The following is a 25106-nucleotide window of genomic DNA, read 5'->3' as shown; positions in this document are numbered from 1 at the left end:
ATCACTACTCCTTTCTTGTTTGTGAAGGTTTCTTCACTTATTGAATAAAAATAGCACTAGACCTTGAGCCTAGTGCTTTTCCCTCTCATATATACTTTTTTACTGTGGCTAAAATCAACCTACTTCATTCCCTTGATACGGTACAACAGTCTTAGGTTTCCTCTTTCCTCCCGTTTGCTGATCTCGATATTTTGCGGCGAGCATGCCCTCGATTTTCTTGTCGGTGGCCAAGTGTTCGTTTTTCCAAGCTCGTTTTAACATCTCCCGCTCACTTACCCAAAAAGGATACTCGAGCCACCATATATAAGCATTCTCTATACCGTCTAGTTTCTTTTTTTTCGGGTTTAAAAGAGCCTCATCGGCACGTTTCTTGGCGCGCCTTAGTGTATCGAGATCCGTTTTACATCCTTGTGAACACGTTTTGCTATTATTAGGCTTCGTGCGATCCCTATAATAGTAACCGCAGTAAGTACATTTCTTTATTCGTTTATCAGACTGATCGTGCAAATCTCCTTTTAACAGGCGATTTATTATAGGCACTGCACTTTCTCTCGTGTGATTCTCTACAAGCTCTGCCGCAAATTGGACGGCTCCTTCTCCTGGGTATCTAAAAGTTTGGATGGTATTTTTCGGCTGCCCCAAATGATTCGCCCCTTATAAAATTATTTTCTATTGAACTTTTTGAATTCTGCGTCTAGCTGCGGTGTATTTTTGAAGATAAACACAAGCCTGTCCCCGTACTTCCGGCTCGGCTCAATGTCTAATAGTTCGTAGCCTTTCTTTAGAAGATGTCTCGCGATTTTCAGGCTTAAAACGGCCTTTGTTGGTTGCCCACTCATTTTATTTCCCCTTTCTTTTTTAAAACCGTAGCAATCGCTCGCTTTCGCTCACTCTTGCGGATATTCTTTATCGCGATAAGGTTCTATTAATTAATAAGTAACTGCGCGAAAGGTTTTTAATTGAGCGCTATTATTTGTTGGTATGTTTAACGTTGGTATGTTTCTCTTGGTATGTTTACTCGGATATCTAATAACCCTTTGCAAGCCCACCTCTAATAACCGAACCCAAACGGTCATCTAATGCCTGTATCACTTATAAACCGATAGATCGGGCACTATTTTCTCTCCATCTTCTGAAACAATATAACCGTCATCACTGATCCGCGGGCAGAATGACACGAAATACCATTTATAACGGTCTGTTCCGCTCCAGACGTCTCTTACTTCGAGAAGCAATCCATTAACTAAAAGAATGTCCACTAGTTGCTTTATCCGTTTTTCAGCGATCCCCAAGTCAGATGATATCTTTTGACGCGCCGGAAAGCTTGCTCCAAAACGGTCGCTTTTTTCTCCATTCTGTCGAGTGTGCGTACCATCTACATACGAGAGTAAATAAAAATAAAGTGCGATGACGTCACGAATTTGCGGTTTTCGCTGTTTTCGATCAAAAACGGAGTCATGCTCAGCTATAATTCTGGGAAAAACTTTGCGTAAAAGGTCCAAATTATACATCTCATAATTATTGCGTGATAGTAGTTCCTCTTTATTATTCGGAAGAATGCCTCTCTTCGACTCTTTGTTCAATCTCGTCACGTCCTTTTCATTTTTTTTAATCACTAAATATACCCGACATCATTGATCAACTGCGAAACCATCCTTCGAACCGAACGCCCACTATCCCGAATCCAGTTTTATCACCTTTTTTGTCTGTGTTGAGAGTCGCGGCATATTATGAACAACCTGACATTCGAATACTCCAATTCCGTTTTTCATTTTAAGCTTGACAATCCTCCTTTTTGCGATTATAATTGCAATAGATGATAAAATGGTTGATCTATAGAATAAAATAAATTTCACCCGTACTTAAATAGATTCGAAATGAGAAATACGCCTATGTCCGTCGAATCTAAAAAAATTATTTTTTTTTCACACCCGGAAACCTCGCGGCTCCGGATGCTTATAGTCTACTAGATTAATAACGGTCAATATCTACGGATGTTTAGCGTTTTAATTAAATTTCCCTGATAATTCTAAAGACGAATTGAGTTGTACGTGCAACCGTTCGCCTTTTTTATTTTCTACCCGATTAATCTTTCCGGAACCACGTGCGCAGCCCCGGACCGCCCTTCTATTACGTATGTCCCTTCGTAAGTGTTGCGGTTTAGTATTCTGCCGGTCAGGGCTTCGGCTGATAACCACATCAGGCCGTCCGCCTTAACGCCCCAATACTGAACCGTCTCGCCTACTTTATACATTGCCAGCACCTCCGGTGAAGAACAGGCGCACGAACTGCGCGACACTCATATTCGCTAATTCCCGTCCGTCGAGCTTCTTTAGGGCCGCCGTCGTCTTAGCAAACTCGAATGCGAATGATGATGGGTGTTCATCGTCATATAGGTGATAACCGTCCTCCTTCCACGTCAGGCCGCCAGTGTCATAAAACGCAAACCTGCCGCCGCCTAGCGCTTCAAAGTCGCATAATGCTACCGTATCCGCTGCGATGAGATAGGCGTCATGAATTTCTTTATATGGGAAGTCTGTCGATCCGTGTCGAACTAGCCGTACTTTTTCCATTTCGTTTCCCCCTCGAATTTTGGTTCCGTCCTCAATCTTAGATATAAGGTACAAGAGCACGCTCTAATTCAGTCCGTTCTTTTCTGAGTGCTGATCTATCTTCGTGTAGTCGCTTATTATCTGCGCAAAGCTCCGCTAAACAGCCGTTTAGCGCCGCAGCCTCTTCGGTACTCGCGTCAATTAATTCGAAGCGCACTTTAGCGATCTCGTAACTATTTTCGTGAAAAGCAAGTTCAGCTTCGCACCATTTGCGGTGGATCTCGTCTCTTTTCGCGATCAGAGTCTTTTTAGTCGACTCCTTAAGCGATTGGCAAACCTCTTCCGATAAGTTGTGCGGTGACTGTAGCGCGTAATCAATGGGGAAAACGTCTAGTACGGTTCCGTTCTCGGCGATTACAAGGCGCACTCTTTCGTTATAGTTGTCGTAAACGGCTTGGCTTCCACTCGTTGATTCGAGTGACCAAACTAATGAAGAACCTTGCGCATATTTAATTAATGCGTTCGATGCCTGCGCATTTGTAAGACCAAGACGAACTACCGCGTTTTTTACTGCTGATCGAGAAACGTTATATTTATTCATTATCGAACCCTCCGAAGTTGTTGTTTTGAGCGTTGGAATCCTCTTCTTTCCAAACCGCCCATGTCATGCAGCCTAAGATAAACACTACGATTACTGCGGATATTTGAAATATCCATCCGAAATCGACTGGCATATCGTTGACCTCCATTCAATTTTCCGAAGGTGTTCGTATACTGTTCGCCTTGTAAAATCCGTTGCCAACGGATAAAATACAAAATAAGTAACTAAACCTTCGGGTTATTTTTGGTTGCTTGAAAAATGCTGTTATGTGAGAGTAACAGCGGACGGCAAATACGATTACTCCGCCAAGAGTGTAGATATCGTACTTGCATATCTTCTAACTGATTTTGATCGGGTCGTCCTGCGCCAACAGGGCGGCCTTTTTGTTTTACTACGTTCGCCAAAACGTTTTTTAATAATGAGTGCGCCCGCCAATTTTTTCAGCGGGCAGTGTTTGTTTCTAAGCCCCTGGGCTTATCTCGGCCACTTTAAATTCAGACTTCGCCTCTTGTGTTGATGCCTGATCATTTTTGTTAAGATACCCGAGCGATACTATTACGGCTCCAATGACTAAAACAGCTAACAACTTCTTCTTCAAAATTAAACTCCACCTTTTCATTGAGATTTATCGACTTAAGTGCCTCTACTTGCGCTGAGTCGACTCCAAAATACGCAAGGTCATCGGCTATTAAATTAGCAAACAAGAAATTCTTTCGACTAAAAAAGTATTTATAACCCTCATAGAGTTTTGACAGTGAGTTCTCTAACCGATATTCAAAGTACTTTATGAAATCCGAATCACTTTTAAATTGCATTCTCTCCGCAAAACCTGCCACACCTTTAATAGACGCCCCTTCTTTTACTTCATAGTACAGGCGCGCTAGTTCTAAGTGCATTCTGGATTCTTCAATCAAATCAGAACGTTCTATCTCCTTCATCAGTTCGTAACTACGTTCTAAGCTCTTTAAACAAACATCCTTATCTCTACCCAAGTACGTCATCCCAATACAATAATAACCATCCGACATAGTTTTGCTGCTGATATTACTGTAAAGTAGAATTTTCGCAAATTTGCGTGAAGCTTCAAAATTGTTAAAATGCAAGTGGACCGGCATTAACACTTCCGCCAACCTGTATATATAGCATTGTCTAAAAAAAGCGCTTCTGTCTCGGCCTATGTTTTGTATTTCTTTTTCGATTACATTTGCCATCTGAAGAATGCCTAGAAAGTCCTTTTGGTAGTAGAGTAAATAACATTTGTAGATACCCACTATAATCGCGAGGTTTTTATCCTTCGAAATTCGAACCTGTTTAAGCAAATCGTACAAGTCTAAGAAAGCAATCTCCTTCCTCATAAATTTATAAATTAAGCTGTAAATCCCATAGTACGCACTTAATGAATCGTCGCCTTCTGCATTGTCTAACAAGTCACCCAAAAGTGCGATATCTCTTTTTATTGCCGCGTATTCAAAGGCGTGTTTTATACCTTCAGTGGTAGTAAGTAAGTGACACCATTTAGTCATTTTTTCATGATAATCCGCGCCATTACAGACTTGGGCGATTTTGAGCATAGTTATAAAACCTATAGTTCCACGATTTTTTATTTCATAAATACTACGCGCAGAAACTCCGGCCATGTGGGCAACCTCTTTGTAACTTAAATCGCTGTCCTCAATCAAGTTCAAAATTTCATCAGATAAACTTTTCAACCTTTTCCCCTTCTTCCTCGAAATAATTGTACATCCAGAAACGAATAGAAAAACTGACGGCAATAGTTTATAATTTCCTTCGTAAAGCCCGATATAAAGCTTTTGCGGAGGTGCTTAAAAGGTGAAGTATAAGCCGGGTAGGTGTTTACTTCGCGACCGGCTGCATGAGCGAGGGTTTACGCAGACACAGCTTGCGAACAGATCAGGGTACGATAAGAGTCATGTCTCCAAATACGTTTTAGGCAAGCAGGAAATGACACTTAGTACCGCTAAAACCTTCGCCGTAATCATCGGGTGTTCAATCGATGATCTCTACGAATGGGTGCCGCAAGATTAAACGGTCGCTGACGGGATTTTAAGCATCACCCGTCAACCGCAGAGTGGCCGATGTAAGCCACTTCGAAACAAATGCGCACAAACGTTCTCGTCTTGTTCTATATATTACCTGACTATTACGAATATTTCAGTCGATTTATGTCGAAAGTCACAAAAATTTTAGAGGTAATTGTTTACAAATATGTCGAAACGCTACGATACTGCCGCCTTCTGCGCTTTTCTTTCCGCAACCGTAACCAAGAAATCAAGAACCGACATGCTTGCAAGCTTTTCTATCGGTACATCAGCGAGCCAACCATCGTCGTAAATATCGTGTAAGACTCGGTCTTTGTCTCCGATTTCCCACGCGCCCGGATATCCAGCCATTTCGTATAGCATAATACCGCAGTCTTCTTCGTATCCAATAGCCATGTTACCGCCTACGTGAACGAGTTTCATTTCTTTCCGCAAGTCCTTCCCTTTTCCTGCGTAATCATATATAACGTACTCAGCCGGAATAAGGCTGCTTTGTTTAATAACGTTTGTCATAACGGATCATCCTTTCGTTTTGTGGCGCCCGACGACTGCGCTGCCGCCGAACGCCGGTTTGTTTTTCATCGGGACAGCAACTTCCACACGATCAACCCGCAATATACGACCGCGGTGCCTATTCCGATGAAGTCTAAAACAGAAAGTGCTGCGAAATTCATGTTCGCGATCCAGAAGCAAAGGGCAACGATTAGAAAAATTTCGATTGTATTAATCTTTTTCATATGTGGTATAATTGATTGAACAGCCGGGGCTTTCGCCCCGTCTTGGTTACTTGCGACGTTTCTTCTTGGAGGGAGAGCGTCGCTTTTTGCTTTTCGTCTCTTTTCGCATCTTATTAAGTTCTAGCAAGAGTTTGAAAATGGTTAGCCAAGATGCGGCGATGACGGAAAGCTTTGTTATCAGTTCAATCAATCTTCTGTCCTCCTTTCTGTTTTTTTTGAAAGACCGTTGTTCCGTCCTTCTAATACTATAATACACTTTTGTGTATTTCTAGTCAACACATTTATGTATTTTTTGTACACTTTTTTGTATTATTTTTATACATATATGTTATAATAAGTGCATAAACACAGCAATCATTTTCGGAGGTATTAGAATGACAAAGAAAATACTTAACTTGAAGCCGAACTATAAACCGTTAGAAATGACCTTATTAAAGAAGGACGTAACAAGGAAACAATTAAAAGAAGACTTACGCATTTCCCCGACTATCATGGCGAAGTTTTCAGCCGGCGACTTTGTTTCGTTGACTACTATCGCTTATATATGCGAATACTTAGACTGTCCAATCGAAGATGTTGTCCAATTTGAACGTATAGACGACGCCAGCGAATAAGCTGACGTCTTTTTTATGTGCCGCAATCATTAAGGTCAAAATGAATTTTTGATATGCGGATTTAAAAATCGCCTGACGCCGGGGCTTTTTCGTTTTCGGCCCCCGCCCCCTTTTCACGCAAATAAAAAGCCGGCCATTTGACCGACTATAACGAGAAGTCTTCTAGCGTTGCTTGTACTTCGTCGTCCGTTATGCCTATGTACTTCAGCGTTATTGATGGCGCGGAGTGGTTGAATAGAGTCTGCAATGTAGCAACGTCTTTGTTCCGCTTATAGTGATGATACCCGAACGTCTTACGCATCGTATGTGTACCTACATCATCACGACCGAGCATGTCCGCAGCCTTGGTAAGCACCCGATAAGCCTGCGTTGTTGATATGTGGGCGCTCCCCTTGCGGCTTGGGAATAGATACTCTGCGTCATCCATTCCGTGAGTATATTCGTTTATCTCGTCTTGTAGCGCCTTGTTTAAATAGAATCGCTTTACCTTCCCGGTCTTCTTCTCGCGTGTTATGACGTGCTGTTTGCCGCGAACATCCCCAACTTTCAACGGAACAATATCGCTCACTCTGAGCCCTGTGTTTATACCGAATACGAATAGGAATCTGTCACGCTCTTTTCCGAACCTTCTAAGCGCCCATTTCATATCGTTTATTTCGTCTATCGTGCGGAGTGGCTGCACGTTCTTTTCATCCATAATAATACCTCCAATGTACGATAATGTATTGTAATTTACACTTTACTATACATACGTATATTTATCAACGTTTTGAATGTACGAAAATAACTAAAATCATACATTCGCGAATATTTTACATCCGTAAAAACAAAGGCGCGATACGCTTAGGTTTACGTTACTTTTACGTGGCTTTACGTAAAGTTTTGTAAAGCGTTTGGAGGGTCGCGCGCGCGGCGGCGAAGGCTGGCAAAGATATGAAATGATCGTCCGAATTTCGGATGGACAGCAGATCAGTATTCTCGAAGACCTCCCCGTATCCTTAACGTACGAAATCGCACGTCCATCCGTCGAATTAAATCTCGTCGAATCGCGCAGCAAACAAACGGTCGAGCATCCGATCCAGCACACCGTTATAGTAGCCGGCCAAATTGCGTATCACCTTCCGTTTAGTCGCGATAAATGTTTGACGTACGGCTTCTAGCCCGATTTCTTGAAGTGTATCAGCAACATAAACGCCTTTTAAATACGACGTATGCGCAAGGTAGATGCCGTAAAGCTTGTTCGTTAACCTGCGATCACCAACAAACGTATTGACCGCTGATTTAAACGCAGCATACGTATTACGTAGTAACTTATTTTCGCTTTGAGAAATAACAGCTTCATTTTCCCGTTTCGGCAATTCCGCCATTGTCTCCGTTGGCTTTTCGTCAGCTTGGCGGGGTAACACGGACGGAGTAACATTAGAGGTCTTTTCGCGTTTAACCGCCGGCAGGATAACGTACATATTGGCGCCATTGCCGCCGGATACTGGCCGATACTTTATTTCTTTGCGAATAATGCCGAGATTGATTAGTCGTTTAATGGAGCGAATAACGGTTACGCGGTGCTTGCCGATTAGTTCCGCGATTGTTGCGAGCTTCAGATACGCCACGCCCGGCGTTTTTACGGCATGACGAGACAGCACCTTCAGAACCTCGATTGCGGCAGGCGTTAGGTCGGATTTATTGCCGTATATGTGCGTACGGATGGCGCCGTTAAGCTCGTCCACTGAACGGAATGACGCCATTTTAGAGGCTTCTTTCGTGTACATTCGGTTTCTCTCCTCGATAAGAGACGGCAACCGTTCGGAAAAGAAGGCATACTTAAATAAGCGTTGACTTGTACGCTTTTTCCCGATATAATGAACACATGTCTAGGGCGCTCAGTTTATCGGACTCATTTCCGATGGATTGACGTTCTTTTTTTTTGTTTTATACTCTCTTTTTCTTTAAATTCATTAACGGCGAATAGTCGTCATGACTTCTCCGCATCTCTCGCGTATCCATTTGTATATAACGGCGCATTGTTCTAATGTCCGCCCAGCCTCCGATTTTCTGTAATGTAAACGGATCACAACCATTTAATATCATCGTTTTAGCCCAAGTATGACGATAAACGTGCGCTGTCACCTTCTTGTCTTTAACCCCGGCTTTCTCCGCGTAATATTTCAAACGCTTATTAAAATGATTGGCGCCTAGTGGCTCGCCGTAGCTGGATAGGAAAATTCGATCGGTAGAAAAATGCGACTTGTTCTCCGTTATAAGCTGAAGCAATAGCTTTACACAGTGCGCAGAGATTGGCACGAGGCGGGGCTTTCTGTTTTTACTTACATCCGCATTTACGGTAATGAATCGGCTTCCGAAGTCAACATCTCTTTCGCGAAGACTTAATAACTCCTCTATCCGCAACCCTGAGTCTAACAAGCAACTCATTGCGCAATAATCCCGAAACCCTACATAATCGCGCATATTAGGCTGTCTAAGAATTTCTTTAATCTCTTTGTCTGTGAAACAGTTCGTAAGATCCACATCCTGCCGAATCTGTTTTAAACGAGCTACCGGATTGACTTCGATTAGTTCTTCGCGTTCAAGATAATTAAAGATCGCCTTTAGGCAGCGCAGGTTAATATTGATTGTGGTATCGGAAAGACCTAACCGAGCATTATCCGTCTTAATAAATTTATGGCCAAGATACCGAGGCTTATCGTACTTCATGTAATTGATATAGTCGCGGAAAATCTCAGTCGTAAGCTCGTCTGTATATGTAATTTCATAGTTATCGTTTAACCAATCCGTTAAATAGCGCCACATCTTTTTATAATCGAACAACGTTCTATCGCGAAGACCTTCCGTACGTTTTCCGGCTATTGCAAGCTCTAACGCCTCATTAAGTTGCAATCGAGGGTATCCTTTTTTCGAGGCGGAAACGCCCGTCACTCTTTTGCGCTTTTTGTTTAACGCCATAATAAAAACGCCTCCCTTAACGATGATTAGAAATTACATCGCAAGGAAAGGCGTCATTAACAACCGTAACAACCGTAAAATAGGGTCGTTTTTGTTCAAAACAATAACGGTTAATCGCGTATTTTCTGCTGCAATCTGCAATCTCCCGAGACAGTTTTCGATTAGATGATCGAATCATATCCCGCGAACATTAGCGTGTTGCAAAACGTTGATATACCGTGCTAAACCCCTAGCACTCTTCCGGCGTGCCGGCATTTTTAGCCGTACGGAAAGAAGAACCGCAGCCGCATGATGCGATGGCGTTCGGATTGTCGATCGTGAAACCGCCGCCCATCATAGACTGCTTGAAGTCGATGATGGTGCCGTTCATAATATCAAGGCTTTCCTTGTCGACCAAAACGTTGATGCCGTGCTGCTCGAACAAGCTGTCTTTTTCGCCTTTTTCATGCTCAAACCCCATTCCGTAAGACAGGCCGCTGCAGCCGCCGCCTTTTACGCCTACACGGAGAAACGCGTTTTCTTCTTCATGCTCTTTCATCATATCTTTTATATGCAAAGCCGCTGCTTCAGTAATTGTTACGGGAACACTCATGGTATGACCTCCTTTTTAAAAAACGGATGCTGTTATCTATTATAAACATGAAGGGCCCAATTCTCAAACGAGCTGTTTACAGAAAACAGACGCCGTCACATACGGTTTCAGCTGGGCCTGTCATGAGGACATGCCCGTTGTCCTGCCAGTTAATCACAAGGTCGCCCCCGGCTAAATGAACGGTAATGTCTTGATTCCGTTCGGATACACCGTTTAATACAGATGCGACAGCCGCTGCGCAGGCACCGGTTCCGCATGCCTGTGTAATGCCGGAGCCCCGTTCCCAAACGCGAAAATGAAGCTCTTTGGCGTTTACCGTTTCCACAAATTCGACATTGACGCCTTCCGGGAATCTCGGATCTTTTTCAATGACGGGTCCGAGCGTTGTCAAAGGCGCTTGATTAATGTCTTCAATCGGAAATACGATGTGGGGGTTTCCCATTGAAACGGCTGTTCCCGCGAGCTCCGCTTCTCCGAATGTGAAGGTTTCATTTATCGTCTGTTCATCACCATTGCCCTCCATCGGCAGTTCTTTTTTTGTAAGGCGCGGTTCGCCCATATCAACTGCGACTTCACACACTATTCCGTTTTCCTCTTTAATGTCTGCTTTCACAAGGCCTGACAGCGTTTCGATGAAAAAGGACGTTTCTTCTGTCAGCTTATGTTCGTATGCGTACTTTGCCACACAGCGAAGACCGTTGCCACAGTTTTTTCCTTCTGAACCGTCATTATTAAAGATCCGCATTTTCACGGGCGCTTTCTCTGACGGACAAATGAGAATCAATCCGTCAGAGCCGATTCCCGTATGAATGCTCGACACCTTGACAGCGATGTCTGCCAGCCGTTCTTCCGGCAGCTGTTCTTCAAATTGATTCACATATATATAACTGTTTCCAAGACCGTGCATCTTGGTAAAACGAAATGAATTCATATCGGCCTCCAACTTTTTTTCTTTTTCTTAGTATAAAAGCTCTTCCGTGCGGACACAATACAATTATCCCCCGTTTTTCATACATAAAAGCTCCCTGCATGTTATATGCAGGGAGCTTTTATCATTTAAAACCAAAATCGTTGATGAATAAACGGGCCGAATAGGGCAGCTCACGGGCAGTGCCGTGATACCCGGCAGGCGGCACATCGCTGAAGATAAAAAAAGCCACAAATCGCGGCTTTTTTTACGTTTAAATAAACATACCGGCAATCGCGGCGCTGAGAAGATTTGCGAGCGTTCCCGCAATGACCGCTCTCAATCCGAGGCGCGCGATGTCTGAACGGCGGCTTGGCGCCAAACCGCCCAGTGTGCCGAGCATAATCGCAATGGATGAGAAGTTGGCAAATCCGCACAAGGCAAAGCTGATAATGGTAGACGTTTTTTTCGAAAAATCTGCAATATGGGGGCCGAAGTTTGAGTAAGCGACAAACTCGTTCAATACAAGTTTTTGACCGATATAGCTTCCCGCCTCTAAGGCTTCATGCCAAGGAACACCGATCACAAATGCAATTGGAGAAAACACATACCCGAGAATGGATTCTAATGTAATATGTTTGAAACCGAACCAGCCGCCGATTCCGCCGAGAATTCCGTTCACAACGGCGATTAATGCGACAAACGCAAGCAGCATGGCCCCGACGTTCAAAGCAATCTGAAGACCTGTGGACGCGCCCTTTGCAGCGGCGTCGATCACATTCGCGGCGCCTTCACCTTCGTCCATATTAAAATCGCCTTTTACCGTCTGCGTTTTTTCCGTTTCCGGAATCAGTATTTTACCGAATACAAGACCGGCCGGAGCCGCCATAAAGCTTGCCGCCAGCAAATATTCGATCGGAATGCCGAGCAGCGCGTAACCGAAAAGAGTGGAGCCCGCTACAGCAGATAGACCGCTCGTCATAATCGTAAACAGCTCTGAACGTGTCAATCCGGCAATCAGCGGTTTAATGACAAGCGGTGATTCGGATTGACCGACAAAAATATTCGCTGCCGCTGCAAGCGATTCTGTTTTGCTTGTCCCAAGAAGTTTTGACAGCCCGCCTCCGATCACGCGGAAAATGAGCTGCATGATTTTCAAGTGATACAAAACGGCAATGAGCGCTGAGAAGAAAATAATGACCGGCAGAACGCTCAGTGCAAATGCCGGGCTGCTGCCCACTTTCAAAAGAGGGCCAAAAATAAAGGTGATCCCTTCGTTCGCATAATCAATGAGAAGCTGAACGCGGCTGGAAAACCATAAAAATACGGCCCGCCCCGCATCCCACTTTAACACGATGTATCCAAAGGCAATTTGTAAACATAAACCGATGATGACGGTTCTTACGTTAATTTTGCTTTTCTTTTCTGATAACAAAAAAGCAATGGCTAATACAGCCGCTGCCCCGAGAAGCCCCCAAACTATATTCAATGAATCCACCTCTAAAATTTTATTTAAAAAAAGTCTTTATTAAGATAACAATATTTATTTTTGCTGTCTACAAATTTTTTATTTTGCCAAAACTCGGAGCAATAAAAAAAGAGGCCCGCTCGGAGCCCCTGATTAAAACATCGGATTTTCTTCTATGAATGTATATATGTTTTCAACAAGTTCAGCCGGCGTGTTCCCTGTGACCACTTCGCCGTTGACAAGGGCGAACATGGACTCCATGCATTTTCCGCAATAGCTTAAACAGCCGTATTCAAGCACGTCCAGATTCGGGTCCTTCTCCAATATCTCTCGTGCTTCCTGGGAACCGCGCGCTAAATTGCTGACACAGAATTCAATCATCGGATTCATGCGGTTTCACCTCACATATGTACCTTATCCTAACGGAATTTCCGCTTTTCGTCAAAGAGATGGTTTGGCGTAAGCATTATCGTAACATATTAATTCAGGGTAAAGGTTTTACTATTATGCGTTTTCTGGTCAATTTGTAGGTTATTTTAAAACTATTATTGTGGTTTTAGATCAAATTCGATATAATTCTAGATGTTATTTTACATAGTTCGTTATTTTGTAACAACATTGACTACCATATTTTTCAGGCAAAAGGGGAATCATAATGAAAAAATTGGTCTTGATCGGCGGAGGGTACGGGAACATGCGGGTGCTTCACCGTTTATTGCCGAACCAGCTTCCGTCAGATATTTCAATTACGCTGATTGACAGAAATCCGTATCACTGCTTAAAAACAGAATATTATGCGCTTGCCGCCGGCACTATTTCTGATCATCATATCAGAGTGTCTTTTCCTGAACACCCGAATTTGGATGTTCAATACGGAGAGGTATCTTCGATCGACACGAAAAATAAACAAGTGCTGTTCCATGACCGCGAACCGATTTCTTACGATGATGCGGTTATCGGGCTGGGCTGCGAGGATAAGTATCATAACGTGCCCGGCGCCCCGGAACACACATACAGCATTCAGACGATTGACCAATCACGCGCAACCTATCAAAGACTGAACAACCTCGGCGCCAATGCAGCTGTCGCTATTGTCGGAGCGGGATTAAGCGGCGTTGAGCTTGCCAGTGAATTAAGAGAGAGCCGTGACGATTTAAACATTATATTATTTGACCGCGGTGAACTGATTTTATCAAGCTTTCCGAAACGGCTGAGCAAATATGTGCAGAATTGGTTTGAGGAACACGGAGTCACCATTATCAATAAAGCGAATATTACACAAGTGGAAGACGGCATCGTGTATAATCACGGCGAAGCCATTCACGCCGATGCCATCGTTTGGACGGCCGGAATTCAGCCGAATCAAGCCGTAAGAGACTTAGATGCAGAAAAAGACGCACAAGGCCGCGTCGTGTTAACACCGCACCATAATATTCCGGGAGATGAGCATGTATATGTCGTCGGCGATTGCGCGAGCCTTCCGCATGCCCCCAGCGCCCAGCTGGCCGAAGCCCAGGCCGAACAAATCGTACAAATTCTCCAAAAACGCTGGAATCAGGAAGAGCTGCCGGAAACGATGCCGCAGTTTAAGCTGAAAGGCGTGCTCGGCTCACTCGGAAAAAAAGCGGGCTTCGGTCTTGTCGCCGACCGTCCGCTGATCGGGCGTGTGCCCCGCCTGTTAAAATCCGGGCTTTTATGGATGTACAAGCATCATAACGGATAATAAAAGCAAAGCCGCTGATTAGCCATCAGCGGCTTTCTTCTATGAACCGGCTGCGTAGCCGCGCTTTTCCATTTCTTCATATATATCTTTTAAATTCGGATTTCCTTCCCCTACAATGACGTCCTCCACTAAAACGAGCGGATAAAAGAATTCGTCGTTTCTGATTCGTTCTGAGAGCTCTTGAATGTCTTCTCGTTGAGGCGGTTCATTAATATCAATATATTGCATCCTAAAAGGCTGATCAGGATATTTCCGCTTCAGCGCCGCCTCCAGCCATTCAAAGGTATCCTTGGCGCCGGGCATATTCACGCAGCTTGCGCAGACCGTTTCCGCGCCGTAAACGCTGAGCATAATCGGCTCTGTCATGTTTATCATCCCCTTTACACCAGTATACAAAGGACGAGGCAGCTTTTGTATAAAAAACGGTTTTTATGTTCAAGTATAGATGTGCTATAATAATGAAAGCAACTTTGCAAACCAAACATTAGATTTTTACCGTTACTGTGAATATAATGGTCTTATGCATATGAAAGGAGCGAATGTCATGACTGAGGTTGAAATGAAAGAACAAGTACAGGAAGTATTAGATAAATTACGCCCGTTTTTGCTTCGTGACGGCGGTGACTGTGAGCTTGTCGACGTGGACGAAGGGATTGTAAAACTTCGCCTCCTTGGCGCATGCGGAAGCTGCCCAAGTTCAACGATTACGCTGAAAGCGGGAATCGAACGCGCCCTTCTTGAAGAAGTGCCGGGTGTCGTTGAAGTAGAACAAGTATTTTAATCAAGAAGAAACCGGGCTGATCTCACAGCCTGGTTTTTTATTTTTACAAATATTGATCAAACCACGAACAGATATAGTTCAGCCGCTTCATCCGCTGCTTAGGGCGGCCGCTGCGTGACAATTCATGCGTGGCCCCCGGAAATCTGACAAACGCGGTTGTTTTGTTTAATTTTTTCAGAGCGGTAAAAAGCTGCTCCGCTTGTTCTATCGGGCAGCGGTCATCTCGCTCTCCATGAAGAATTAAAAGCGGGGTCGTGACTTGTAATGCATATTTTATCGGCGAACGCTCCCATAGCTTGTCCGTTTCCTCAAATAAGTCGTGCCCAAGCTGCCAGTCTGTGAAAAAGTAACCGATATCACTGACACCGTGAAAGCTGAACCAGTTTGAAATAGAGCGCTGCGTGACAGCCGCTTTAAAACGGTCTGTCTGGCCGACGATCCAATTGGTCATAAATCCTCCGTAGCTTCCCCCCGTCACACCGAGACGATCCCGGTCAATAAACGGATAGGCATCTGCAGCCTCATCCACAGCCTGCATGACATCGCGGTAATCTCCTCCGCCGTAATCCCCCCTGACACGATTGACAAAGTCCTGTCCATAGCCGTGGCTGCCTCTCGGATTCACATACACGACAGCATACCCTTCTGCAGCCAGCACTTGAAATTCGTGAAAATATGTATGTCCGTACATCATGTGAGGCCCGCCGTGTACGTAAAGGATGAGCGGATATGTCTTATTTTCTTCAAATCGCGCGGGCTTTAAAAACCAGCCGTTCACCGTCAGCCCATCCTTTGTTTCATATTGCAGGTTTTCCGGAACGGATATGATATGCTCCTCGACAAAACAGTCATTGGCCGCCGTCAATTGTTTCTCTTCCCCTTGTCCAAGCGGAATGCTGTAAAGCTCAGAGGGCCGTGACGGCTTGGCAATGACGGCGATATAGCTTTTTTGATCGGGATGAAAAGTAAAACCGTTTACGTATTCATCTTCTAACCGGATCGGGTAAGCGAGTCCGTCAATTGAAATATAATAAATGCCGGTGCTTCCCTGCTCGGTTCCGAGGACGTAAAATCCCTGGCCGTCGTTTGTCCATACCGGACGCGGGGTAACGCCTCCTATAAGTGAATCCGCAATAAGCGCGTCACTTAAATGGACATCCAGCATGTCAGTCAGGCAAGACAGCCGTTCGTTTTTCATGTCGTAGAGCCATGCCTTTTCTAATGTCGCATTGCGATATTCATTTTCATGGCCGAGTATGGCGATATAAGAACCGTCCGGTGAAAACGCGCACGAACCGAAGGAGCCGCTGTACGGCGTAATTTGTGTCAGGCGGCCGCTTTTTTGCTCCATTACATAGACATCGCTCGGCTTACTGGCATCGCCCTGATCGGTTAAATTGGCGGTAAACACAAGCCATTCGCCAGTTGGAGAAAACGCCGCGTCATAATGATCAGCTTCATGATCCGTAAGCTGCTGAATATTTCCCGTTTCCAGATTGACAAGCACAAGCTGTGCCCAGCTTCCTTTCAGTAAACCTCTTCCATCACGTTTGTACGTTATTGTTTGAACGTCAACAGGCTCAAATTCGTCACCCTTCCTTTTTTCTTGATCATCCGCGCGTTCAGATGAAGTCAGACTGACGGATAGAAGCACTGATTTGCCGTCGGGAGACCATATGGGGTCAGATACGCCCCATGGGATATCGGTCACTTTCTCGGCCTCTCCTCCGCCGGCGTTCATGATAAAGAGCTGGGGAACACCGCCGTCCCTGTCAGAAACAAAAGCGAGACGCGATCCGTCCGGAGACCATCTCGGACTGGTGTTTTTCTTGTCCCCATATGTCCATCGGCTTGACGTCCCGGTCTCTAAGTCATACATCATAATCGCTGAGGAATATGAATCCTGCTCTTGATTTACTTTTGTCTGTACGTAGGCCGCCCGTTTGCCGTCAGGGGCATACTGGGGGTCTGTCACAGATACAAGTGCCGCAATGTCTTCTTCGGTCATGAGTTTTTTCAATTCATTCTCCTCCTTTTCTTTTTATTTCGCTTCCCTAAATAAAAATCCTGCTCTTGAAAAAAAGCGTTCTTCTCTGACGTGAAGAACGCTTTTTAACATTATATGCTTTTCACCTGCTGCAAAGGATTCCGATCAATGACACTTCCTTCTCTCGGAACGGTCAGCGCCGCAATTTCACAGTGCGGGAAGGTCAGGGACAGCTGTTGTTTCAGCTCCTCCCCCTTTCCTTTTTCAGTCAGCACAAGAATTGTCGGCCCCGCTCCGCTCAGTGCCGTCCCGTATGCTCCCTTCATCTCAGCCGCATGCTCCACCTTCGACAATTCGGGGACAAGCATGGCGCGGTACGGCTGATGCAGCATATCTTTACTCATCATTTTCCCCGCCAGCGCCCAGTCTTTTGACATGATGGCAGCAATGAGAAGATTGCTGACGGCGCTCGCTTTTACGGCGTTACGGTAAGGAAGCTGTGTCGGAAGCACGTCTCTTGCGTCTCTCGTCAGCACTTCATAAAACGGGATGACTGCGACAACGTCAATGTCGGCATCCGGCACACGCACGATATGTGTCTCATCTTCTTCGTGAAGACCGATCACAAGCCCTCCTGTGAGGGACGCAGCGGCATTATCGGGGTGGCCCTCCTCCAGGCTGGCCAAATGCAGCTTGTCTCTTTCTGACAGCTCCAGACTGCATAATTCATCAGCAAGCTCTATCGCTGCGACGATAGCGGCCGCGCTGCTGCCGAGTCCGCGCGCGAGCGGAATATCGCTCCATACTTTTACGTGGACAGGCGGCAGCTCTTCATTATAGCGGTCAGCCGTCCGTTTGGCGACTTGATAAATCAAATTGTCCGTACCTGCAGGAATGCCCGCGACAGTTTCCGTTTCGGGCGAAAACTTCCATTCTCCGCTTCGATAAACCGAGAGCTTCAAATATCTGCTGAGCGCCATCCCGACTGAATCAAAACCCGGCCCTAAGTTAGCTGTGCTTCCCGGAACGGTAATGGAAAACAGCATATCCGCCTCGTTCATACATGAGCCGCTCCGTTCAGATATTCAAGAATGCTGTCTTCATCTGTCGGCAAAGTCATCGGCTGAATGTCAGAAATATCTACTGCCGTGTTCGGATCTTTTAAGCCGTTTCCGGTTAAGACTGCGACAACCTTGCTTCCTTTTGGAATTTCACCCGATTTCACCTGTTTTAAAACGCCGGCAATGGAAGCGCAAGAGCCTGGTTCGGCAAACACGCCTTCTTCACGGGCAATCAGCTGATACGCATGAAGAATTTCTTCATCTGTCACTTCATCGATTTTTCCGGCTGATTCTTCTGCCGCAAGCACGGCTTTGTCCCAGCTGGCCGGGTTTCCGATCCGAATGGCTGTTGCCACTGTTTCAGGATTTTTAATGATCTTTCCGCGGACGATAGCCGCAGATCCTTCCGCCTCAAAACCGCGCATTTTCGGCAGGCCGGTGCCGTTTTTCTCGTGGTATTCCTTGAACCCCTTCCAGTAAGCCGTGATATTGCCCGCGTTTCCTACCGGGATCGCCAGGATATCCGGAGCTCCGCCAAGCTGGTCGCATACTTCGAAGGCAGCTGTTTTCTGCCCTTCAATCCGATAAGGATTTACCGAGTTCACCAATGCAATCGGAGATTTTTCACAAATGGAACGGACGATGGCAAGCGCGTCGTCAAAGTTTCCGTCTATCGCGATAATTTCCGCTCCGTACATGACGGCTTGCGCAAGCTTTCCGAACGCGATTTTTCCGTTCGGAATAATGACGATACACTTCATATTGGCTCTCGCCGCATATGCCGCAGCAGCGGCGGATGTGTTTCCGGTTGACGCACACATGATCGTATCGTTTCCTTCTTCTTTCGCTTTGGCGACAGCCATCACCATCCCGCGGTCCTTAAACGATCCCGTCGGATTGACGCCTTCTGTTTTGACATGCAGTTCAATTCCGAGCTTTTCAGAAAGCTTCGGGAGATGGATCAGCGGTGTATTGCCTTCATGTAATGTCAGCGCCGGTGTCTGATCTGTCACAGGCAAAAATTCTTTATACTGATGGATAAGCCCTTTCCACATTAGCTCCAACCGTTCCCTTCTACTCGATATGTGCTCTTTACTTCTTGTACGACTTCGAGATCATGTAAGTTTTGCAGGATGTCGCTGAAGTCCGCTTCTGACGTATGATGCGTGACAATCACGATTTCAGCGAGATCGTCATGCCCTTTAATCGGCAGCTGCAGAATCTTTTCAAAGCTCACTCCCCGTTCTGAGAAGACGGAAGTGATTTTCGAGAATGATCCGACTTGGTCTTTCACGTGAATTCTTAGAAATTGCTGGGCATAGATATCGGACGGCTGCTTCAGATTTCTCTCAAACTGAGGCGCCACAAAGCTGCTGCCGTTCACGCCGAGACGCATGTTTTTCATCACCGCGACAAGGTCTGACACGACTGATGTCGCAGTCGGCATACTTCCCGCTCCCGGTCCGTAAAACATCGTTTCCCCGACGGCTTCTCCGTACACGTATACGGCGTTGTATTCATTGTGAACGGAAGCGAGCGGGTGATGATCAGGGAGAAGCGTCGGCTGAACGCTGACCTCGATTTTACTGTTATCACGCTGGGCGATGCCGATCAGCTTCATCGTGTAGCCGAGGCGTTTGCTGAAGCTGATGTCTTCGTCTGTGATTTGGGAGATGCCTTTCACTTTGACATCCTCCAGATCGACATTCATGGAAAACCCGAGGCGGGCTAAAATAGCCATCTTTCGCGCAGCGTCCAAGCCTTCTACATCGGCGGTCGGGTCCGCTTCTGCGAAACCGAGGTCCTGCGCTTCCTTCAGCACTTCTTCGTACGGGCTTTTTTCTTTGATCATTTTCGTTAAGATGAAGTTTGTCGTTCCGTTGACAATTCCCATCATTTTTGTGACCCGGTCAGAGGAAAGCCCTTCCTCCAATGTGCGCAAAATCGGGATTCCGCCGGCGACGCTCGCTTCATAATACAAGTCACAGCCATTTTCTTTAGCGGCCGCCAAAAGCTCTGAGCCGTAAACAGCGATCAAATCTTTATTAGCGGTTACAACGTGTTTTTTCGCTTTTAAAGCGTCAAGCAAGTATTCTTTCGTCTGTTCCACGCCTCCGATGACTTCGATGATGACGTCGACATCAGGATCATCAATGACGTCGTACACCTCTGTCGTCAGCACTTCTTTCGGCAGTTCGGCTTCTCTTTTTTTATTTATATCTTTCACCAGCACTTTTTTAATCGTAATCGGACAGCCGACTTGATGTATGAGCTTATCCTGATGGTCTTGAATGATTTTTACGACACCGCTTCCCACGGTTCCCAATCCTAACAGTCCAATACGAATCGCTTTCAAAAAAACTCCACCTTTCTTCCATCTGTCCACTCATAAAGGACAATTGTTAACCCTTCACAGACATTTAAGTTACAAATATTATATAAGCCCCTATTTGTTTTGACAAGCGGCTGTACCTTGGTTTTATAGAATTGTAAACGCTTAACACCTTGATATGACAAGATTCTATATTTTCTAAATATTTTTGTGTCATATTTTCTTACGAACTGATTCCTTTTCCGAGCCAGGCTACAGGCGGGACAAAAACCTGGGCTGACCTTACATTCATCATGTCATGGCACGTTTGTAAAAACTGCTCATACCGCCCGCAATCGGCAAGGATGTAGTCGAGCTGCTCTTCATAAAAGTGCTTTTCGGAATCCGGTGAGATGTAATAGCTCTCCACCGTCTCGAAGTAATGAAGCGGAAAGAGGAGGCGGCTGTAAAACAGGCGTTTGGAAAAGGAGGATAGGGGCGTGATTTGTTCATATTCCTGCAGAAACTGAAATCCGTTATTGAGTAGATCGTCGCGATGATATAAATATGTGCTGCGCATATACTCCGAAATGTCGCGGGACGCATGGTCAAATACCCAATCACCCGGGATGCGGATTAATGATTCCTCCGACCATGTGCTGCGCTCCATCCGCTGGTGGCAGATCGTTCCCGAATCCTCGGCTTGGGGATTGTCGTCCAGCTCCGTATCCACTAAATATTGAATGGCGTTTTCCGCTAAACCCGAATAATAAGGAAACGATTCAATCATTTTCTTTTCAAACGGCTCAAGCGGGGACATACGGATTTTCTGCATCCAGAATGATTCAAGCTGATCCACGCGCTTTCCCCATAAATCCTTCCACTGGCCGATTCGGCCCGCTTCTTTCACTTCGTACGGGAAGCCTCTGCCCTTTCTGTGGAATTCGGCAAGCTCCGCACCGACAGAAAACGACCGGTTTAAGACCGGGAGCGCCGCCTTTAAAAGCGCAAACGTTTTGCCCTCATGTTCAAAGGTCAGCTCCCCTTCCTTCGTAAAGATAAACACACAAACGTATGGGTCACTTTGTTCTTGTAAATACTGACTCATATAATAAAGCTCCGTCAGCTCTGATTGGGAAAAATGAGAGACGGGAATGATGAGGAAAAAGGAATTCGGCGTTTGAAAGCACTGGTACCGCTGATAAACGGAAAGATGCCTGATTTGAATGCCGTACTTTTCTTTAATGATGTCTTTCATCATAATCACCTGCCTGTAAGATTGGGGCTATTCACATCGTAGTCATACACCGGCGAAATTATGAATACATATTGTAATCCTTCAAGGTGTGAGGAGAAACATCGGATCGGATGTTGTATAAACTAGTAAAAAAAGATTGGGTGAAGCAAATGTCAGAAAAAGAGCTGAATCAGGTGGAAGCCGTCGCCAGAACGCGTTTAAAAGAACGGGGGGTAGAGGTGGCCGATATTGCCGAGCTTGTGTTTTTTCTCCAGAAACAATATCATCCCGATTTGACTATGGAGGAATGTAAGCTGAATGTAAATCGGGTCATCGCAAAACGCGAGGTGCAAAATGCCATTTTAACAGGGATTGAATTAGATATACTCGCCGAGCAAAAAAAGCTGTCTGAGCCGCTTCAGACCATTTTGGCGATTGATGAAAGCCTGTATGGGGTTGACGAGGTGCTCGCCTTCTCTATCGTAAATATATACGGTTCCATCGGCTTTACAAACTACGGCTACATTGATAAGGAAAAACCGGGCATCCTCGCACGGTTAAATGATAAGTCAACGGGCGAATGTCATACTTTTCTCGATGATATTGTCGGAGCGATCGCCGCCGCGGCATCAAGCAGGCTGGCACATCGCGCAAGAAATACAGAATAAGGGCGGCCGAACGGCCGCCCCTTTTTTCTTACATATATTCAAGCCATTCCGTTAAAGAATCGACCGCATGCGTCGGCTTCGTGTCATAATCAGACATATGCTCCCGCTTCGTCACGCCGGTATGAACGAGCAGCGTGTCCATTCCCGCATTGATGCCGGCCATAATATCGGTCGCGTAATTATCACCGACCATCAGCGTTTCAGAAATATCCGTTCCGAGCACACGCATCGCCTGTTCCATAATGATGGATTCAGGTTTCCCGATAAACACGGGCTGCACGCCTGTTGATACCGTCAATACGGATGTAAGCGAGCCGTTTCCCGGCAAAAGCCCTCTTTCTGTCGGGATGGCGACATCACCGTTTGTTGATATAAACCGGGCGCCGTTTCTGATGGCAAGGCATCCGGCCGCCAATTTTTCGTATGTAATGCCGCGGTCTATTCCCACGACGACAAAGTCAGCGTTTTCTTCTCCGAAGCTAAGGCCGTTTTCTTCAATCGCCCGGCGGATGCCTTCTTCGCCGATGACATATACAGAAGCGTCTTTTTTCTGCTGGGCAATATGCTGCGCAGTCGCCATGCTTGTCGTGAAAACCTGCTCTTCGGATGCCGGAATGTCGAAGCTCATTAATTTGTCGGCCACCTGCTTCGGCGTCCGTGATGAATTGTTTGTCACAAATAAATACGGAATGCCGCGCGCTTTGAGTGTTCTCACAAATTCACACGCTTCTTCGATTTTTTCGGTTCCGTTGTACATTGTACCGTCCAAGTCAATTAAATATCCTTTATATGCTTTCATGCTCAACACTCCTGTGGATTTTCTTTCTCGTTGTTATTTAAAAGCGGAAACAGGGCCGAGCTCCGTTTCAAGGTAAGTTCTCACGCGTGCCGGAAAGGCTTGGAGCACGTCCAGGTTTGCCGTGACGAGCGCAAACAGCTTCTTGTGATCAGCTTTTTGATATTCCTGTACCAGCTGCTTCCGGCAGGAAATCAATCGCTTCAGCCGGCTTCCGTCTTCTTCCGTTACGACTTTTTCATCAGTAAGAATATCCATGATATCATCGTAGCTGCCCGGGTCACGCATAATAAAGCCGTCAATCATATCATTGCCGACATCGAGAATGCACTCGATCATGATATGGCCGATGCGCTCAAGCGCCCTTTTTTCAATTTCGGTTTGCCAATCCGTCTGGCTGTTAAACAGTGCCAGCTGGCTTTCGAAAAATCGGAGTGTTTGTTCGATCTTATTTCTGTCAACAAAATACACGTGACAGCATCCCCTTTGCATGTATTATTTTCTGATTCGTTTCAAGACAAAATACGCGCACCCGAAATTGCAGTATTCGTAAATGTACTCGTCTAATGTGCTGATTTTCGTTTCAAAGGTTGCCTTTTGATTCTGGTCATCAAAGAAGCCTTTGAGCCGCAGCTGACTGTATCCCCAGTCTCCCACAATGTAGTCATATTTATTTAATATGTCTGAATAGCGGGCTTTGAACGCTTCTTCATTAAAGCCGTTTTTAAAATCATGAACGAGTTCAAACTCGGCATTTTGAATAAGAATCATGTCTTCACCTCTTTTATCACTCTTTACTATCATAATTCATTGACTTCTGTCCATCAATTGCAAAATCAGGCGAATCGAGCGGGCAGGAAATTTTCATTCCTTTTCTATCCAGTTTAACGGTTCAGCCGATCCTTATTCAAGATGCCGTGTATGAAGAAAAAAATAAACCATCACAAAAACCCAAAACCTGCGGCGTTTTGGGTTTTTGGGGCTTATATTATGCCTGGGCCTGGCGTTTTTTAGACGCTTCGTTTACTTGTTCATCCGCATGGTAAGACGAGCGGACTAGCGGGCCGGCTTCACAGTGGCTGAAGCCTTTCTGCATAGCGATTTCTTTTAATTCTGCAAATTCGTCCGGATGGTAATATTTTTGGACTTTTAAATGTTTTTTCGTCGGCTGCAGATATTGGCCGATCGCCATGATATCTACGTTGTTCGCCAACAGGTCGTCCATCACTTCAATAATCTCTTCCTTCGTTTCCCCGAGACCGATCATGATGCTTGATTTTGTCGGGATGTCAGGCTGCATTTCTTTCGCCCGGCGTAAAAATTCTAATGAACGGTCATACGTTGCGCGGGCACGGACTCTCGGCGTCAGGCGGCGAACTGTTTCAATGTTGTGGTTTAAAATATCGGGACGGGTGTCCATTAATGTTTTCAGGTTGTCGTAGTTTCCGCCCATATCAGATGGAAGGACTTCGATCGTAGTGAACGGGCTTTTTCTGCGGATGGCGCGAACCGTTTCCGCGAAGATGCCTGCTCCGCCGTCTTTCTGATCATCACGCGCTACAGCTGTGATGACGGCGTGTTTTAAGTTCATCAGGGCGACTGAATCAGCCACGCGTTCCGGCTCCTGCAAATCAAGCTCTGTCGGAAGGCCTGTTTTCACCGCGCAGAAGCGGCAGGCTCTCGTACAAACAGACCCGAGAATCATAAATGTCGCCGTACGTCTGACAGCCCAGCATTCATGAATGTTCGGGCATTTTGCTTCTTCACATACGGTATGCAGGTTATTTTCACGCATTAATTTTTTCAGGCCCGTATAGTTTTCATTCGTGTTCAGCTTTATTTTGAGCCATTCAGGCTTTCTCAGATGCTCGTCTTTCTTCGCCATTTCCCCATCATCTCCATTATCCCTGTATTCGTTTTCTTGTGCGAAAAATTTCTGTTTCACGATGGATGCAAAACTTGCGGTTTTCTATTCAATAGTCACTTTAACATAGGAAAAATTTCTCGACAAGGGAAGAGAATTACTCACATTTTATCGAATTGTTGCCGC

At 45.6% G+C, this 25106-nt stretch carries 31 protein-coding genes; 5 read left to right on the top strand and 26 right to left on the bottom strand.

Features of this window, described 5'->3' with window-relative positions; all coding sequences use genetic code 11:
• Window positions 1–114: 114 nt before the first annotated feature.
• The 8 genes from J7E26_RS12920 to J7E26_RS12885 form a co-directional block, all read right to left on the bottom strand.
• Entirely contained in the window at window positions 115–642 is a 528-nt protein-coding gene (locus J7E26_RS12920; RefSeq protein ID WP_214813447.1) for a hypothetical protein, read from the bottom strand.
• 20 nt (window positions 643–662) lie between these two features.
• Entirely contained in the window at window positions 663–839 is a 177-nt protein-coding gene (locus tag J7E26_RS12915) for a DUF5659 domain-containing protein (RefSeq protein ID WP_214813443.1), read from the bottom strand.
• Between the two features lie 249 nt (window positions 840–1088).
• Entirely contained in the window at window positions 1089–1592 is a 504-nt protein-coding gene (locus J7E26_RS12910; protein ID WP_311379910.1) for a hypothetical protein, read from the bottom strand.
• A 485-nt stretch (window positions 1593–2077) separates the two neighbouring features.
• Window positions 2078–2254 (bottom strand): hypothetical protein, encoded by a 177-nt coding sequence (locus tag J7E26_RS12905; RefSeq protein ID WP_214813433.1) that lies wholly within the window; start codon window positions 2252–2254, stop codon window positions 2078–2080.
• The gene (locus J7E26_RS12900) at window positions 2247–2573 is read right to left on the bottom strand and encodes a hypothetical protein (RefSeq protein WP_214813429.1); all 327 of its coding nucleotides are present in this window, start codon (window positions 2571–2573) and stop codon (window positions 2247–2249) included. Before J7E26_RS12900 ends, J7E26_RS12905 begins: the two co-directional genes overlap by 8 nt.
• Window positions 2574–2610: 37 nt before the next feature.
• Window positions 2611–3153, bottom strand: a complete 543-nt coding sequence (locus tag J7E26_RS12895) for a hypothetical protein (RefSeq protein ID WP_214813426.1) — start codon at window positions 3151–3153, stop codon at window positions 2611–2613.
• Window positions 3146–3286: a hypothetical protein gene (locus tag J7E26_RS12890; protein ID WP_214813423.1), complete on the bottom strand. Its 141-nt coding sequence runs from the start codon at window positions 3284–3286 to the stop codon at window positions 3146–3148. Before J7E26_RS12890 ends, J7E26_RS12895 begins: the two co-directional genes overlap by 8 nt.
• Window positions 3287–3686: 400 nt before the next feature.
• Entirely contained in the window at window positions 3687–4862 is a 1176-nt protein-coding gene (locus J7E26_RS12885) for an AimR family lysis-lysogeny pheromone receptor (RefSeq protein ID WP_214813420.1), read from the bottom strand.
• A 121-nt stretch (window positions 4863–4983) separates the two neighbouring features.
• Between J7E26_RS12885 and J7E26_RS12880 the strand changes: the two genes are divergently transcribed.
• Window positions 4984–5199: a helix-turn-helix domain-containing protein gene (locus J7E26_RS12880; RefSeq protein WP_214813418.1), complete on the top strand. Its 216-nt coding sequence runs from the start codon at window positions 4984–4986 to the stop codon at window positions 5197–5199.
• Window positions 5200–5390: 191 nt separating this feature from the next.
• On the opposite strand, the gene J7E26_RS12875 is transcribed toward J7E26_RS12880, so the two are convergent.
• Entirely contained in the window at window positions 5391–5726 is a 336-nt protein-coding gene (locus J7E26_RS12875; protein WP_214813416.1) for a hypothetical protein, read from the bottom strand.
• Between the two features lie 598 nt (window positions 5727–6324).
• Here J7E26_RS12875 and J7E26_RS12870 point away from each other — a divergent pair.
• Window positions 6325–6564, top strand: coding sequence for a helix-turn-helix domain-containing protein (locus tag J7E26_RS12870; RefSeq protein WP_214813414.1), 240 nt, complete (start codon window positions 6325–6327; stop codon window positions 6562–6564).
• 145 nt (window positions 6565–6709) lie between these two features.
• Here the strand turns inward: J7E26_RS12870 and J7E26_RS12865 are convergent, their stop codons facing one another.
• From J7E26_RS12865 to J7E26_RS12835, 7 genes are all read right to left on the bottom strand, one after another.
• A complete protein-coding gene (locus J7E26_RS12865; protein ID WP_214813411.1) occupies window positions 6710–7261 on the bottom strand; it encodes a site-specific integrase in 552 nt (183 codons plus the stop codon).
• Window positions 7262–7595: 334 nt separating this feature from the next.
• Window positions 7596–8333: a helix-turn-helix domain-containing protein gene (locus tag J7E26_RS12860; RefSeq protein ID WP_214813408.1), complete on the bottom strand. Its 738-nt coding sequence runs from the start codon at window positions 8331–8333 to the stop codon at window positions 7596–7598.
• Window positions 8334–8493: 160 nt separating this feature from the next.
• Window positions 8494–9525, bottom strand: a complete 1032-nt coding sequence (locus tag J7E26_RS12855; protein ID WP_214813405.1) for a tyrosine-type recombinase/integrase — start codon at window positions 9523–9525, stop codon at window positions 8494–8496.
• A gap of 229 nt (window positions 9526–9754) precedes the next feature.
• Complete coding sequence (locus J7E26_RS12850) at window positions 9755–10117, bottom strand: HesB/IscA family protein (protein ID WP_214803358.1); 363 nt, start codon at window positions 10115–10117, stop codon at window positions 9755–9757.
• 76 nt (window positions 10118–10193) lie between these two features.
• Window positions 10194–11048 carry a diaminopimelate epimerase gene (dapF, locus tag J7E26_RS12845; protein ID WP_214803355.1) on the bottom strand — a complete coding sequence of 285 codons (855 nt, stop codon included), beginning with the start codon at window positions 11046–11048 and terminating at the stop codon, window positions 10194–10196.
• A gap of 250 nt (window positions 11049–11298) precedes the next feature.
• On the bottom strand, window positions 11299–12513 hold the full coding sequence (locus J7E26_RS12840) for a NupC/NupG family nucleoside CNT transporter (RefSeq protein ID WP_214803352.1): 1215 nt from the start codon (window positions 12511–12513) through the stop codon (window positions 11299–11301).
• A 132-nt stretch (window positions 12514–12645) separates the two neighbouring features.
• On the bottom strand, window positions 12646–12882 hold the full coding sequence (locus tag J7E26_RS12835) for a YuzB family protein (RefSeq protein WP_061522216.1): 237 nt from the start codon (window positions 12880–12882) through the stop codon (window positions 12646–12648).
• 265 nt (window positions 12883–13147) lie between these two features.
• Here J7E26_RS12835 and J7E26_RS12830 point away from each other — a divergent pair, with 265 nt between their 5' ends.
• Window positions 13148–14215: an NAD(P)/FAD-dependent oxidoreductase gene (locus tag J7E26_RS12830; RefSeq protein ID WP_214803349.1), complete on the top strand. Its 1068-nt coding sequence runs from the start codon at window positions 13148–13150 to the stop codon at window positions 14213–14215.
• Between the two features lie 39 nt (window positions 14216–14254).
• Here the strand turns inward: J7E26_RS12830 and J7E26_RS12825 are convergent, their stop codons facing one another.
• The gene (locus J7E26_RS12825) at window positions 14255–14581 is read right to left on the bottom strand and encodes a YuzD family protein (RefSeq protein WP_214803345.1); all 327 of its coding nucleotides are present in this window, start codon (window positions 14579–14581) and stop codon (window positions 14255–14257) included.
• Between the two features lie 79 nt (window positions 14582–14660).
• Between J7E26_RS12825 and J7E26_RS12820 the strand changes: the two genes are divergently transcribed.
• Window positions 14661–14996 carry a NifU family protein gene (locus J7E26_RS12820; protein ID WP_214803343.1) on the top strand — a complete coding sequence of 112 codons (336 nt, stop codon included), beginning with the start codon at window positions 14661–14663 and terminating at the stop codon, window positions 14994–14996.
• A 43-nt stretch (window positions 14997–15039) separates the two neighbouring features.
• Here the strand turns inward: J7E26_RS12820 and J7E26_RS12815 are convergent, their stop codons facing one another.
• From J7E26_RS12815 to cotNH, 5 genes are all read right to left on the bottom strand, one after another.
• Window positions 15040–17016, bottom strand: a complete 1977-nt coding sequence (locus J7E26_RS12815) for a S9 family peptidase (protein WP_214803340.1) — start codon at window positions 17014–17016, stop codon at window positions 15040–15042.
• A 98-nt stretch (window positions 17017–17114) separates the two neighbouring features.
• Window positions 17115–18044, bottom strand: a complete 930-nt coding sequence (gene thrB / locus J7E26_RS12810; RefSeq protein ID WP_214803337.1) for a homoserine kinase — start codon at window positions 18042–18044, stop codon at window positions 17115–17117.
• Entirely contained in the window at window positions 18041–19099 is a 1059-nt protein-coding gene (gene thrC, locus J7E26_RS12805) for a threonine synthase (protein WP_214803694.1), read from the bottom strand. The genes thrB and thrC overlap by 4 nt, the downstream gene beginning before the upstream one ends.
• The gene (locus tag J7E26_RS12800) at window positions 19099–20400 is read right to left on the bottom strand and encodes a homoserine dehydrogenase (RefSeq protein ID WP_214803334.1); all 1302 of its coding nucleotides are present in this window, start codon (window positions 20398–20400) and stop codon (window positions 19099–19101) included. Before J7E26_RS12800 ends, thrC begins: the two co-directional genes overlap by 1 nt.
• Before the next feature lie 199 nt (window positions 20401–20599).
• Entirely contained in the window at window positions 20600–21616 is a 1017-nt protein-coding gene (gene cotNH, locus J7E26_RS12795; protein ID WP_214803331.1) for a spore coat-associated protein CotNH, read from the bottom strand.
• A gap of 146 nt (window positions 21617–21762) precedes the next feature.
• Between cotNH and J7E26_RS12790 the strand changes: the two genes are divergently transcribed.
• The gene (locus J7E26_RS12790; RefSeq protein ID WP_214803691.1) at window positions 21763–22260 is read left to right on the top strand and encodes a phosphatidylglycerophosphatase A family protein; all 498 of its coding nucleotides are present in this window, start codon (window positions 21763–21765) and stop codon (window positions 22258–22260) included.
• 28 nt (window positions 22261–22288) lie between these two features.
• Here the strand turns inward: J7E26_RS12790 and J7E26_RS12785 are convergent, their stop codons facing one another.
• The 4 genes from J7E26_RS12785 to lipA all read right to left on the bottom strand — a co-directional run bounded on the left by J7E26_RS12785 (window position 22289) and on the right by lipA (window position 24941).
• Entirely contained in the window at window positions 22289–23059 is a 771-nt protein-coding gene (locus tag J7E26_RS12785) for a TIGR01457 family HAD-type hydrolase (protein ID WP_214803329.1), read from the bottom strand.
• 33 nt (window positions 23060–23092) lie between these two features.
• Entirely contained in the window at window positions 23093–23527 is a 435-nt protein-coding gene (locus J7E26_RS12780) for a DUF86 domain-containing protein (RefSeq protein ID WP_214803326.1), read from the bottom strand.
• 24 nt (window positions 23528–23551) lie between these two features.
• Entirely contained in the window at window positions 23552–23827 is a 276-nt protein-coding gene (locus J7E26_RS12775) for a YutD family protein (protein ID WP_003151928.1), read from the bottom strand.
• A 217-nt stretch (window positions 23828–24044) separates the two neighbouring features.
• Window positions 24045–24941 (bottom strand): lipoyl synthase, encoded by an 897-nt coding sequence (lipA, locus tag J7E26_RS12770; RefSeq protein ID WP_003222888.1) that lies wholly within the window; start codon window positions 24939–24941, stop codon window positions 24045–24047.
• Between the last annotated feature and the right edge of the window lie 165 nt (window positions 24942–25106).

Source organism: Bacillus sp. ISL-51 (assembly GCF_018613535.1).
In the GTDB taxonomy this organism is placed as follows: domain Bacteria; phylum Bacillota; class Bacilli; order Bacillales; family Bacillaceae; genus Bacillus.
This window is presented reverse-complemented; position numbering and strand designations above follow the sequence as displayed.